Raw genomic sequence first — 13527 nt, forward strand, 5'->3', positions numbered from 1 at the left:
AATGCATTTTGCGCCGCTTGGTGCTCTGCCAGCTGTTTCTTCGCTGCCGCCAATTCGCTTTCTAACGCCGCTTTCTGGGCTAATTTCGCGGTTTGATCCGCCAATGACGCTTGGATTTTATCCGCTTGCTGCGCTTTGTCTTGCAACTGCTTCGCCAACTGCTGGTTCTGCTGCTCTAAAGCTTTCGCCGCCGCTTGCTGTTTGGCTAACGCTTCGCGCGTGGTTTGGCTTTCTGCTTGCGCTTTTTCCAACCCAGCTTCTTTTTGTTTCAATAACGCAATTTGTTTATTCAAGTCTGCCGTCAGCGCTTTCACTTGCTCATCGCTGGCTTGGCTCATCATGGCGGTTTGTTTTTCCATGTTTGCTTGCAGTTTTTGCAGCTCTGCATTGGCTTGTTTTAACTGTGCCTGTGCCGTGGCGTAATCCTGTTCATTTTTCTGCAAACGCGCTTGCAGCGCAAGTTGCTGCTTCTCGCTGTCAGTAAACTGTTTCGATAATGCATTTTGCGCCGCTTGGTGCTCTGCCAGCTGTTTCTTCGCTGCCGCCAATTCGCTTTCTAACGCCGCTTTCTGGGCTAATTTCGCGGTTTGTTCCGCCAATGACGCTTGGATTTTATCCGCTTGCTGCGCTTTGTCTTGTAACTGCTTCGCCAACTGCTGGTTCTGCTGCTCTAAAGCTTTCGCTGCTGCTTGTTGTTTGGCTAACGCTTCGCGCGTGGTTTGGCTCTCAGCTTGCGCTTTCTCCAACCCAGCTTCTTTTTGTTTCAATAACGCAATTTGTTTATTCAAGTCTGCCGTCAGCGCTTTCACTTGCTCATCGCTGGCTTGGCTCATCATGGCGGTTTGTTTTTCCATGTTTGCTTGCAGTTTTTGCAGCTCTGCATTGGCTTGTTTTAACTGCGCCTGTGCCGTAGCGTAATCCTGCTCATTTTTCTGCAAACGCGCTTGCAGCGCAAGTTGCTGCTTCTCGCTGTCAGTAAACTGTTTCGATAATGCATTTTGCGCCGCTTGGTGCTCTGCCAGCTGTTTCTTCGCTGCCGCCAATTCGCTTTCTAACGCCGCTTTCTGGGCTAATTTCGCGGTTTGTTCCGCTAATGACGCTTGGATTTTATCCGCTTGCTGCGCTTTGTCTTGCAACTGCTTCGCCAACTGCTGGTTCTGCTGCTCTAAAGCTTTCGCTGCTGCTTGTTGTTTGGCTAACGCTTCACGCGTGGTTTGGCTCTCAGCTTGCGCTTTCTCCAACCCAGCTTCTTTTTGTTTCAATAACGCAATTTGTTTATTCAAGTCTGCCGTCAGCGCTTTCACTTGCTCATCGCTGGCTTGGCTCATCATGGCGGTTTGTTTTTCCATGTTTGCTTGCAGTTTTTGCAGCTCTGCATTGGCTTGTTTTAACTGCGCCTGTGCCGTGGCGTAATCCTGTTCATTTTTCTGCAAACGCGCTTGCAGCGCAAGTTGCTGCTTCTCGCTGTCAGTAAACTGTTTCGATAATGCATTTTGCGCCGCTTGGTGCTCTGCCAGCTGTTTCTTCGCTGCCGCCAATTCGCTTTCTAACGCCGCTTTCTGGGCTAATTTCGCGGTTTGTTCCGCTAATGACGCTTGGATTTTATCCGCTTGCTGCGCTTTGTCTTGCAACTGCTTCGCCAACTGCTGGTTCTGCTGCTCTAAAGCTTTCGCTGCTGCTTGTTGTTTGGCTAACGCTTCACGCGTGGCTTGGTTTTCAGCTTGTGATTTTTCTAAGCCTTCTTCTTGTTGCTTGAGCAAAATAATTTGCTTATTCAAATCCGCCGTCAGCGCTTTCACTTGAGCATCGCTGGCTTGGTTCATCATAGCGGTTTGTTTTTCCACATTCGCTTGCAATTTTTGCAGTTCTGCGTTGGCTTGTTTTAACTGGGCCTGTGCAACTGAGTAATTCTGCTCATTTTGGCTTAATTGAGCCTGTAATCGTGCTTGTTGTTTTTCGCTATCTACTAATTGTTTTGCGAGTGTGTTTTGTGTGGTCTGGTGATTGTTAAGCTGTTCTTGAGCTTCTTTTAATGCAACTTCTAAAGCGGCTTTTTGTTCTGCTTGAAGTGTTTTTTCTGCTAATGATGCCTGGATTTTCTCAGCTAACTGTTCTTTCTCAACTAATTGCGACTGCAACTGTTGGTTTTGTTGTTCTAATAATTTCGCACTATCTTGCTGCGCCTTCAAAGCCACTTGAACATCATCTTTTTGGCTCTGTACTGCTGCTAATTCACTTTCTTTCTGCTTAAGCAACTCTTTTTGCTGCAACAGTTCAGCAGTGACTGATTTTATTTGCTCATCAGTATTACCTGCCATCTGTAATTGATTTTTCGCATCTAACTCTAATTTAGCAATATCCGCCGTAAGTTGTTCAATCTTCAGATTTGCTGCAACAAATAATTGTTCTTTCTCAGCCAATTGCTGTTTAAGTTTTGATTGCTCAGTAATACTATCATTCAGTTGATTTTCAAGTTGAGCAATGGTTTCTTGTGTTTGTTGGTTTTCTTGGCTTAATTGTTCAAGGCTATTTTGTTTTTGCTCAATAGCTTTTTGCGCTTCAGCTAATTTAGTATTCAAAGTATCAATTAGCGATTGATCATCTGATGAATCTAATACAGCCTGTAATTGTGCGATTTGCTCTTTATTTTTAAGCACCTCAGCATTCAGTTTATCAATCTCAAATTGTTTCTCAGTGATTGTATGCGTCAACTGAGCAATACTCTTATTATGATTAATAAGTTCTGCGACTAATTGATCATCGTTCAACAAGTTGTTATACGCAATTAATTGCCCTACCCCTTGCGCAATACCAAATTTATATAAATTGGTTAATTGCTGACGTTCAATAAGTTTAGCTAATTGCTCAAGGTAAGCTGAAGCATCAATACCCGTTGGTTTCGTATATTTAGATGAATACAAACCCAGTGGATCGAGGACAAGTTGATATTTCACAAAGTCTTTCGCGAGATAGGCCGGATTCCATTGATTACTTTGGAAAAAATAAGGATAGGACGACAATAAAACAGGTGCAACCACATTTTCGGTTGTCACTGCACAAACTTCAGGAAAGGTTGTTGTATCTGAATTTTCAGCCTCAGTTTTCGCTACATCATTTTTCTTGTTTGATGCCGCAGGTGATTTTTTCTTCCCTGAGTTCTTTCCTTTGGTCCCTTTGTTGGCTGCCGCAGACTTTTGTTTTTCATTTGGCGCAGGGACCGTAGATAGCGAAGAAAAGATATCATAACCTTGGTTTTGTGTATTAACTGGTAATTGTTGTTTTTGCTCTTGCACCTTACCTTCTTTTTCTAATTGAAGGTAAGTATCAAAATCATCAATAACATTGTTAAAGCGCTCTGCTTTTGGAGCATGACTAAAAAAAGTCGTAACAAGTGCCAGCGACACACAAAGCCTAAGGTTTATTCTCATAATCCACTAATTTTCTTCAACGTTGATTCGGTAGACAATACTGAGTTATAGCGAACTTTTGCGCACAACACTTTAGTTTTAGACTCTATTGCCATTTGTAATAGTTCAATTGTGTCGGGGCTAGCAGTACCTTCAACTTGTCGATATAGGCGGTTGATTTCGCTAACCTCTTTAAATGAACCTACTAAGCGATTGTAATCTTTAGGTGAGAGCGTTTTTAATGCGTTTAATTCTTTAACACACGTATTTAGATGAGCAAATGTTTGCTGGTTAGCCGCATTACCACCATAACTTGTGGATGCTATTGGTGTGCGGTCGATAGCATTATTTAGAACTTTTTGAGATTCAGGGTAAGAATCATCAACCTGCCCTTGAGTTGCGGTTGCATCCGCTACTGGTTGAGCGGTATTAGTATTGACTACCTGCTTACTTGGGGTGTTCGGTGTTGCTGTATTGTATGTGTCTGAGCCAAATGTACAACCTGAAAGAAGAGCTGTACTTGCTATAAGCAAAGATGCAACATAAAATTTATTTTTTAAAAACATATGGTTACCTTACCAGCACTTTTCTTCGCTATTATAATGATGTCCAAGAAACCTAGTGTAAGCTAAAAATTAGCTATTTTCTATAAGCCCGAATGTAGAAATAGAGTGTTCTCATAAATTTATGATTAAATTAATTTTAGTTTCAAAATAATTTTATCGCTACATTTTAGTTATTTTTATGAGCTTATTCTCATTAATACGCCAAATAAGTGATAACTCAACACCTATGAGTAGGCTTTTTAATTATATTATGTTAGCAAAAGATTATTTAAACCGTTAACCTAATCGTAAATCAAACAGTCTAATAACATCTTAGGTCAAGCCTAATTCTAAGTATTTCTTTGTAACACTTGCTAACAAATAAAGCAGTCATCCACTTTGCAAAACAAATTTATTTTTCATTTTTATTACAAACAACGGGTTAAAGAATGCTTTAGCATAGCGAAGAGCTATCCATAATAAATGCAGTTCACTTTAAAACATTAGCTACAAACTTCGCAAAAAAAACAATAAAACTTATACTTAATCAATATGTTGCATAGAAGCACACATTAGTATAACAGTAATTTTGCGCCATCAATTATACCAGCTATCTGTCAGAATTACTTATATTAAATTGATACCATTCGTAACTCAAATTTATTTTTGATTTTAATATATGTTTCATTCGTCGTATTTAGCAGGGGCACAGCGATTAAATGTGCAAACTTAAACGAGACATTGCAATATAAAACAAACAAGGTAGTAATTTTACAACTAAAATGATGAGCTTGAATAAAGCATAAAAAGAGTAAAAGGATGGGGATAAATAAAATGCCCAGATTTAACTGGGCATATATAGTATTTAAGCTTTACTTGGACGCAATGCAGGGAACAAAATAACATCGCGAATTGTATGACTGTTAGTAAACAACATCACCATACGGTCAATACCAATACCAAGACCAGCTGTTGGCGGTAAACCATGTTCTAATGCAGTAACATAGTCCTCGTCATAGAACATCGCTTCGTCATCACCTTCATCTTTTTGACGAACTTGTTCGGCAAAGCGCTCTGCTTGGTCTTCCGCATCATTTAATTCCGAGAAACCATTACCGATTTCACGACCACCGATGAAGAATTCAAAACGGTCAGTGATGAATGGGTTATCATCATTGCGACGCGCTAATGGTGATACTTCAGCCGGATATTCGGTGATAAAAGTTGGTTGGATTAAATGACTTTCCGCAACTTCTTCAAAAATCTCACATTGAATGCGGCCAAGACCCCAGCTCTTCTCAATTTTGATACCAATTGATTGAGCAATCGCAACCGCTTTATCCATATCGTCTAAGTCAGCAACATTAGTTTCTGGACGATATTTACAGATAGCTTCTTTCATTGTTAATTTAGTAAATGGTTTACCAAAATCAAACTGCTGCTCACCATATTGAACAACCGTATTCCCTAACACTTTTTGTGTCAGTGTACGGAAGAGATCTTCAGTTAAAGCAATCAGATCACGGTAATCCGCATACGCCATATAGAGTTCCATCATAGTGAACTCTGGGTTATGGCGTGGAGATAGCCCTTCATTACGGAAGTTACGGTTAATCTCAAATACACGTTCAAAACCACCAACAACTAACCGTTTTAAGTACAGTTCTGGTGCAATACGTAAATACATATCAATATCTAACGCATTATGATGAGTAATGAACGGACGAGCAGATGCCCCGCCAGGGATAACTTGCATCATTGGTGTTTCGACTTCCATAAAGCCATTATCCACCATGAAATTACGGACTTCTGCAAGGATCTTCGAACGAACAATAAATGTATGACGTGACTCATCGTTAGCAATCAAATCAAGATAACGCTGACGATAACGTGTTTCTTGGTCTGCTAACCCATGAAATTTATCAGGCAAAGGGCGAAGCGCTTTAGTTAATAAACGCACTTCGTGACAATGAACCGTTAATTCACCTGTTTTGGTTTTAAATAAACGACCTTTTGCACCAAGGATGTCACCTAAGTCCCATTTTTTGAATTGCTCATTGTAGACGCCTTCGGCTAAATCATCGCGAGATACGTAAATCTGGATGCGCCCACCAACATCTTGTAACGTGGCAAATGACGCTTTACCCATAATACGGCGAGTCATCATACGACCTGCAATCGACACTTCAATATTTAAGTCTTCAAGCTCTTCTGATGTTTTATCATCATATTGAGCATGAATTTTGTCAGAAATATTTTCACGACGAAAATCATTGGGGAATGGAATACCCTTTTCACGCAATGCCACTAATTTTTCTTTGCGGGCTTTAAGTTCGTTATTCAAATCAGGTGCTTGTTCAGCGCCTTGTTGTTCCTGAGACATTTTTTCCTCACAGGCCAGCTTTTAAACTAGCTTCAATGAATTTATCCAAATCACCATCCAGTACGGCTTGCGTGTTACGCGTTTCCACACCAGTACGTAAATCTTTTATTCTTGCATCATCAAGGACATAAGAACGAATCTGGCTTCCCCAGCCAATATCGGATTTGTTCTCTTCCATCGCTTGCTTATCTGCATTTTTCTTCTGCATTTCCAGTTCGTATAACTTAGCTTTTAACTGGCGCATCGCTTGGTCTTTGTTTTTATGCTGCGAACGGTCATTCTGGCATTGAGTCACAATATTCGTTGGAATGTGTGTGATACGAACCGCTGACTCTGTTTTGTTAACGTGCTGACCACCAGCACCAGAAGCACGGTATACATCAATACGCAGATCCGCTGGATTAATGTCGATATCAATATCGTCATCCACTTCAGGGTAAATAAACGCAGAACTAAAAGAGGTGTGACGGCGCCCACCTGAGTCAAACGGGCTCTTACGCACTAAACGGTGAACCCCGGTTTCCGTTCTTAGCCACCCGTAGGCATAGTCACCAATAATTTTGACCGTTGCAGATTTCAGCCCAGCAACATCACCATCAGATTCTTCAATAATCTCGGTTTTAAAGCCCTTTGACTCTGCCCAGCGCAAATACATGCGTAACAGCATACTTGCCCAATCTTGCGCTTCAGTACCGCCAGAACCTGCTTGTAAGTCAATGTAGCAATCAGCGCTGTCATACTCACCTGAGAACATACGGCGGAATTCGAGCTGCTCTAACTTACCTTGTAGTAGCTCTAACTCAGCACCGGCTTCGTTGAAAGTATCTTCATCGTCGGCCTCAACAGCCAACTCCAATAAACCTTCTACGTCCTCAAGGCCTTGAACCATCTGGTCAATCGTTTCTACGATAACTTCAAGGGATGAGCGTTCTTTACCAAGTGCCTGAGCCCTTTCTGGTTCATTCCAGACATCTGGTTGCTCAAGTTCAGCGTTGACTTCTTCTAAGCGTTCTTTCTTGGCATCATAGTCAAAGATACCCCCTCAGAACCTCTGTCCGTTCAGACAGGTCCTGAATCTTACTTTTTACTGGGTTTATTTCAAACGTCATTTTTCAATATCTTATGGTTAGTCAAAAATAAAATTTTTATTTACAAACCGTTTAGTATAACGGAATTTATCTCAGGTTTATAGCGGCATCAAACGCTATTTCTCTGGCTATTTGTTAGCTCAATCCGGCCAAATATGTTCAACCATTAACTGGACATTTTTTTGCCCACGGTATTCATTTACATCAAGTTTAAACGCAATTTTTGCTTTCTTGATGCTGTTATCAGGCCACCGGCGAACATCAATATTAAACATGATGGCATCTAGCATAGGCCCACCACAAACAGGTTCTAACATCAATTTAAGGTGACGCTCCCCAACTAACCTTTGTTGTAGCAACTGGAAATGCCCGTCAAATACAGGTTCAGGGAATGCTTGCCCCCATGGGCCACTTTCGCGAAGAAGCTCAGCTGTTTCTAAACAAAATTCATGGCGCGATAACTCACCATCGCTCCAAACTACGCCTGAAAGCTGCTCGGGCTGAATGAGCTCACCCATTAATAGTTCAAAATGATGTTTAAAAACATCAAATTTATCGACGTCCAAAGTCAACCCAGCCGCCATGGCATGGCCACCAAATTTTTGCATCAGCCCAGGTTGTAAGGTATTTAGCCGCTCTAAAGCATCTCGCATATGTACACCTTGAATTGAACGCCCTGACCCTTTTAATATCCCATCCCCTGCCGGTGCAAAAGCAATAACCGGGCGATGGTATTGTTCTTTTATCCTTGAAGCCAAAATCCCAACAACACCTTGGTGCCATTCAGGATGGTAAATCGCTAAGCCATTAGGCAATGGGTTATTACCGTATTCAAGTTTATTAAACAGAACCAATGCTTCTTGTTGCATCCCTGCTTCAATATCGCGACGTGTTTGGTTTAAACCATCAAGTTCGTTAGCAAGCTCCCGAGCATGGGCCATATCATCTGTTAATAATAACTCAATACTCACGGACATATCGTCTAACCTACCCGCAGCATTTAGCCTTGGACCAAGTGCAAAACCGAAATCATTTGCGACTAACCTAGATAAGTCCCGTTTAGAAACTTCAATTAATGCTTTAATACCAACACAGCAACGGCCTGCTCTAACACGGTTTAAACCTTGATGAACTAAAATGCGATTATTGGTATCAAGGGGAACCACATCTGCCACAGTCCCTAATGCGACTAAATCAAGGTACTCTGCTAAATTAGGCTCACTAAGACCTTGTTGCGTAAACCACCCTTGTTGGCGTAAATGTGCACGCAATGCAGACATCAAATAAAAGGTCACGCCAACACCAGCGAGTGATTTGGACGCAAAACGGCAATCATTTAGATTTGGGTTAATAATTGCATCAGCTGCAGGTAAAACTTCGCCGGGCAGATGGTGATCCGTAATAATGACATTTATTCCATATTGGTTAGCTACGGCAACTCCCTCATGAGATGAAATACCATTATCAACAGTAATAATTAAATTTGTCCCGCGTTTATAAGCTTCTTCAACAACAAGCGGCGTTAAACCATAGCCATTTTCAAAACGATTAGGAACAATATAATTAAGGTTTGCATAGCCCATCGCTTTTAAGGCGCGGATAGCTAATGCCGTGCTCGTTGCCCCATCTGCATCAAAATCACCAACGATGGTGATCGCCTGATGTTCAACCAATGCGCGATAAAGCAGTGATAACGCATCCCCAATACCAGCTAATGAACGATAGTCCAATAAATTAGACGCTTTACGTTCTAATTGCGTTATGTCCGTGATCCCCCGATGCCGATAAATGCGCTGTAACAGCTCCGGTAAACCAGGTAATTGGACAGCCGAGTTATCTTGGGTTCTTTGTTGTAATAACGTTTCTACATTCACAATAATTAACTATTTTTGGTCAAGTAACTGGATAAGAGCATCTGGCTTAAGAAAACCGGGTAACATTTGGCCGTCTGGTAATATGATGGCAGGCGTCCCTGTGACTTTAAATAAATTGCCGACATTCATATGTTTGCTTAAGTCAATTTTGCAACCATCAATCATCGCAATTTCGTCCCCTTTAAATGCCTGAGTCAAGGCTTTTTGAGGGAGACCATTACACCATATTGATGCCATTTTTTTACCTACGTCGCTATCAGCGCCTTGACGCGGATATGCAAGATAACGAACCGTAACCCCTTTACTGTTTAACTCACCAACAGATTCATGCAATTTTTTACAGTAACCGCAGCTAATATCGGTAAAGACAGTAACAACATATTTTTCTCGAGGCGCTTTGAAAATAATCATTTCATTTTTTAGTGCTTCAATTTTTTTCATCAGTGGCTGATTACTAATATTGACTGGGTTTTTGCCACTCATGTCATAAATCGGCCCTTGCAGTAAATATTTACCGTCGTCAGTGATATAAACAATACCAGTTGTTGTTTCAACGACATTCAAGCCGACTATTGGTGAGGGTTTAATTGCCTCAACCGACATATCGTATTTTTCTAACGTATCGCGGATCACTTTTTCTTCGGTTGCGCCATATACTGTCGCTGTAAATGCCGTAATACACGCGGCAGCCAATAATAACAATTTGCGTTTCATAGATAATCCTTTAATCATACATCACCCCCTTGGGTGATGTTGCTCATGTAACATGCGTAACCGTTCTGTGGCAACATGGGTATAAATTTGTGTTGTGGATAAGTCACTATGACCTAATAACATTTGCACAACACGTAAATCCGCCCCGTGGTTCAATAAATGGGTTGCGAATGCATGCCTCAGTACGTGGGGTGAGAGTAGTTCAGTATCAATATGAGCAAGTACTGCATAATATTTTATCCGATGCCAAAAAGTTTGCCGTGTCATTTTAGTGCCACGCTTACTGGGAAATAAAATATCGCTGGTTTTGCCATTCAATAGTTCAGGACGACTTTCATCAATATATTTTTCTAGCCAGTATATTGCCTCTTCTCCCAATGGAATCAATCTTTCTTTATCACCCTTACCTACCACACGGATGACACCTTGACGTAAACTGATATCTGAAAATGTTAAGCCTATCAATTCAGATACTCGCAAACCACAAGCGTACAACACTTCTAACATCGCTTTATCTCGTAACTCAAGCGCATCCTCTGTTGCGGGTGCATTCAATAAATCTTCGACTTGCCGCTCACTTAAATCCTTAGGTAAACGCTGAGGGATTTTGGGTGCTGCAATAACCGCAGATGGGTCATCGAGACGTATTTTTTCACGATACAAATACTGAAATAACCTACGCATAGCACTTAATAGGCGAGCAGAGCTGGTCGCTTTATAACCGCCATCAATGCGTTCTGCTAAAAAAGATTGCAGGTCAATTGACTGAACACTTTCTAAATACAATTGGTGAGCATCAAGCCAGTTGTCTAACGACTGAAGGTCATTACGATAAGATGCCAAAGTGTTTTCGGCAAGATCTTGTTCTAACCAAATGGTATCAAGAAATTGTTCAATTAATGGATTAAGTTGTTTTGTTTCCACGAAAAATGAGCTTCCTTAGGGTAAGACCACACAATTCTATTATGCCTGAATGTAGTTGCTTCTGTTACAATACATCTCTTGTGATGAAAACCATAGCTGGACATAGTAACAATATATATGAAAATAGGTCTTTTTTACGGTTCTAGTACCTGTTATACCGAAATGGTTGCAGAAAAAATACGTGATATTCTGGGCGATGATTTCGTCACACTGCATAACGTTAACGATACACCGCCAACTGAAATGGAACAGTATGATATTCTTATTTTGGGAATACCAACGTGGGATTTTGGTGAAATACAAGAAGATTGGCTAGAAATTTGGGAAGCGCTTCCCACTCTTAACTTAGCAAATAAAATTGTTGCTATGTACGGGTTAGGAGATCAAATAGATTATAGCGAATGGTTTCTTGATGCCTTGGGCATGTTATACCACCAATTAAAACCAACAGGTGTCAAATTTGTCGGTTTTTGGCCTACTGATGGCTATGAATTCGAAAGCCCAAAACCCTTAAATGAACAGGGTGATAAATTTGTTGGGCTAGCATTAGATGAAGTTCATCAATTTGAGCAGACCGATGAGCGCATTGCGCAATGGTGTGTGCAAATTTTGCAAGAAATCGAAGCTTCCCTGTAATACATGAACATCAGTGACTAAGGTTCTTTACGGCTACTTGTTTTTCAGTAGCCTTAAATATCAGGGTATTGAAGTAATAATTGGTTCAAATTACGCCAACTTTCCTCAGAAACAGAGTCTTTAGCAACCCATAGGTGAATTTTTTGTTGCTTACCTTGTAAAGCTTCTAATGACAATAAGATGCCATAGCGGCTCAACCAAGGTGCTTTCACAATATTCCATTCATTCTTTTTCCATTGGACTTTATTACCATTAACCAACACAGCAACCCCTTTTATTTTGCTGATGTTCTTTTGGCTTTTTGCCCAACTAGCCACCACAACCGCAAGAAGTGGCAACCATATCATTGAATGAGCCGGTGCCCATGGTGCAACAAGCAAAAACATGCCTACTGCCCCATGAACACAGGTTGAAAAAAACTGTGTTTTCCATGAAATGGAAAGATTAGATTTCCACAGGACCACGATTTTTATTTTTTTCCTGAATCAGTTTTACCATACGAAATAGCTCGTCGTCATCTGGGCGACCGTGATTCATTAACCAGTTAAATAAATCAGGGTCAGCACACTCCAATAAACGGACAAACACCTGTTTATCATTGGTTGTCAGACTATCATATTCATACTCAAAAAATGGCATGATTGAAATATCTAGCTCACGCATACCGCGGCGACAAGCCCAATGAATTCGCGCCTTGTTCTCAATATCCATTCCACTACGACCTTTTGTTGCAGTTAACTGATAAGATTGATTATTTTCAATACTCTAACAGATTATCTACTGAGAAAACATGCCATAGGCTACATTGTTGTAATTTTAGTAGTAAAATGCCGTTTTTCTACAAACAGATAACAAAAAAATACTCAATAATACCCGTGGTATCATAATAACTACTTGCAATGTTATCTAGCTATTTTACCATTAAGCACCTTTATCTATCAAAGAACAACAGGTGAAATCATGACTACCCAAATTGATATTGATAGTACACAACAATTTCCCTTTGAATCACACTCTTTACCGCTCGTTTTGATTTCACTGGAAAACTGGGAACTTATCCACCTTCATGGCCTAGACGCAGAAAAATATTTACAAGGCCAAGTGACCGCAGATGTTGCCACACTCACTCAATCACATGCATTAACTGCCCATTGCGACCCAAAAGGTAAAATGTGGAGTGACCTGCGGTTATTCCATCATTTAGAAGGGTTCTCTTATTTATTAAGAAGCAGTATTGCTGATACGCAACTCGCTGAACTCAAAAAATATGCGGTTTTTTCCAAAGTAACATTTGAGAAAAAAAATGAGCTTAAGCTACTTGGGGTAGCAGGTAAAGGAGCAAGAGCAGCACTTTCAGCAGTCTTTAGCGTTTTACCTGACGAACAAAACCAAGTAGTCACTGACGGTGATTCGACTTTACTCTATTTTTCATTACCTACAGAACGTTTTTTAGTGGTTACAACAGAGGCAACAGCACAGACAATAGTGCAGACACTCGGTGCCCCACAAGTCAGTGATGAACAGTGGTTAGCACTCGATATCGAAGCAGGCTTTGCCGTTATAGACCAAGAAAATAGCGCTCAACACTTACCTCAAGCGGCTAATTTACAAGCTCTTCCTGATGGAATTAGCTTTAAAAAAGGCTGTTACACGGGTCAAGAAATGGTCGCTAGGGCCAAATTTCGTGGTGCCAATAAACGCGCAATGTATTTGTTAAAAGGAACAGGTTCAACACTCCCAAATATTGGTGAAGGCGTTGAATGGCAACTCGGCGATAAATGGCGCCGTACTGGGACAGTTCTTGCCACGGTTCGCTTAGGGAATGGCAAAATATATGTGCAAATCATTATGAATAACGATATGGAACCTGACAGTGTTTTTCGCGTTATGGGTGATGAGCAAAGCCATTTAACTATCGTACCGTTGCCATATTCATTAGAAGAAAAATAGTTGGAG

At 40.9% G+C, this 13527-nt stretch carries 11 protein-coding genes; 2 read left to right on the forward strand and 9 right to left on the reverse strand.

Going from position 1 to position 13527, the window contains the following annotated elements:
- The 7 genes from ACPEH5_RS07210 to xerD all read right to left on the reverse strand — a co-directional run.
- A partial coding sequence (locus ACPEH5_RS07210; protein WP_423727026.1) for a hypothetical protein occupies positions 1-3404 on the reverse strand: 3404 nt, incomplete at its 3' end.
- 20 nt (positions 3405-3424) lie between these two features.
- The gene (locus ACPEH5_RS07215; protein WP_281110411.1) at positions 3425-3973 is read right to left on the reverse strand and encodes a hypothetical protein; all 549 of its coding nucleotides are present in this window, start codon (positions 3971-3973) and stop codon (positions 3425-3427) included.
- 844 nt (positions 3974-4817) lie between these two features.
- Positions 4818-6335 (reverse strand): lysine--tRNA ligase, encoded by a 1518-nt coding sequence (gene lysS / locus ACPEH5_RS07220; protein ID WP_042845032.1) that lies wholly within the window; start codon positions 6333-6335, stop codon positions 4818-4820.
- Between the two features lie 7 nt (positions 6336-6342).
- Positions 6343-7444 (reverse strand): peptide chain release factor 2 gene (gene prfB, locus ACPEH5_RS07225; protein ID WP_105881210.1). Its coding sequence is split into 2 segments (ribosomal slippage): positions 6343-7365 and positions 7367-7444, totalling 1101 coding nucleotides; the frame shifts between segments, so codons are not numbered across the junction.
- Positions 7445-7563: 119 nt separating this feature from the next.
- On the reverse strand, positions 7564-9297 hold the full coding sequence (gene recJ, locus ACPEH5_RS07230) for a single-stranded-DNA-specific exonuclease RecJ (protein WP_210815194.1): 1734 nt from the start codon (positions 9295-9297) through the stop codon (positions 7564-7566).
- A 9-nt stretch (positions 9298-9306) separates the two neighbouring features.
- Positions 9307-10011, reverse strand: a complete 705-nt coding sequence (gene dsbC / locus ACPEH5_RS07235; protein ID WP_042845413.1) for a bifunctional protein-disulfide isomerase/oxidoreductase DsbC — start codon at positions 10009-10011, stop codon at positions 9307-9309.
- Between the two features lie 21 nt (positions 10012-10032).
- Positions 10033-10935 carry a site-specific tyrosine recombinase XerD gene (gene xerD, locus ACPEH5_RS07240; protein WP_129466206.1) on the reverse strand — a complete coding sequence of 301 codons (903 nt, stop codon included), beginning with the start codon at positions 10933-10935 and terminating at the stop codon, positions 10033-10035.
- 117 nt (positions 10936-11052) lie between these two features.
- Between xerD and fldB the strand changes: the two genes are divergently transcribed.
- On the forward strand, positions 11053-11571 hold the full coding sequence (gene fldB, locus ACPEH5_RS07245; RefSeq protein ID WP_206226968.1) for a flavodoxin FldB: 519 nt from the start codon (positions 11053-11055) through the stop codon (positions 11569-11571).
- A gap of 53 nt (positions 11572-11624) precedes the next feature.
- On the opposite strand, the gene ACPEH5_RS07250 is transcribed toward fldB, so the two are convergent.
- The gene (locus tag ACPEH5_RS07250) at positions 11625-12035 is read right to left on the reverse strand and encodes a protein YgfX (RefSeq protein ID WP_042845040.1); all 411 of its coding nucleotides are present in this window, start codon (positions 12033-12035) and stop codon (positions 11625-11627) included.
- Positions 12016-12282, reverse strand: coding sequence for an FAD assembly factor SdhE (sdhE, locus tag ACPEH5_RS07255; protein ID WP_042845042.1), 267 nt, complete (start codon positions 12280-12282; stop codon positions 12016-12018). The genes ACPEH5_RS07250 and sdhE overlap by 20 nt, the downstream gene beginning before the upstream one ends.
- Positions 12283-12531: 249 nt before the next feature.
- Here sdhE and ygfZ point away from each other — a divergent pair, with 249 nt between their 5' ends.
- Positions 12532-13521: a tRNA-modifying protein YgfZ gene (gene ygfZ / locus ACPEH5_RS07260; RefSeq protein ID WP_129466207.1), complete on the forward strand. Its 990-nt coding sequence runs from the start codon at positions 12532-12534 to the stop codon at positions 13519-13521.
- Positions 13522-13527: the final 6 nt, after the last annotated feature.

The sequence above is a fragment of the Providencia sp. NPDC089933 genome, from assembly GCF_049545585.1.
GTDB lineage: Bacteria > Pseudomonadota > Gammaproteobacteria > Enterobacterales > Enterobacteriaceae > Providencia > Providencia huashanensis.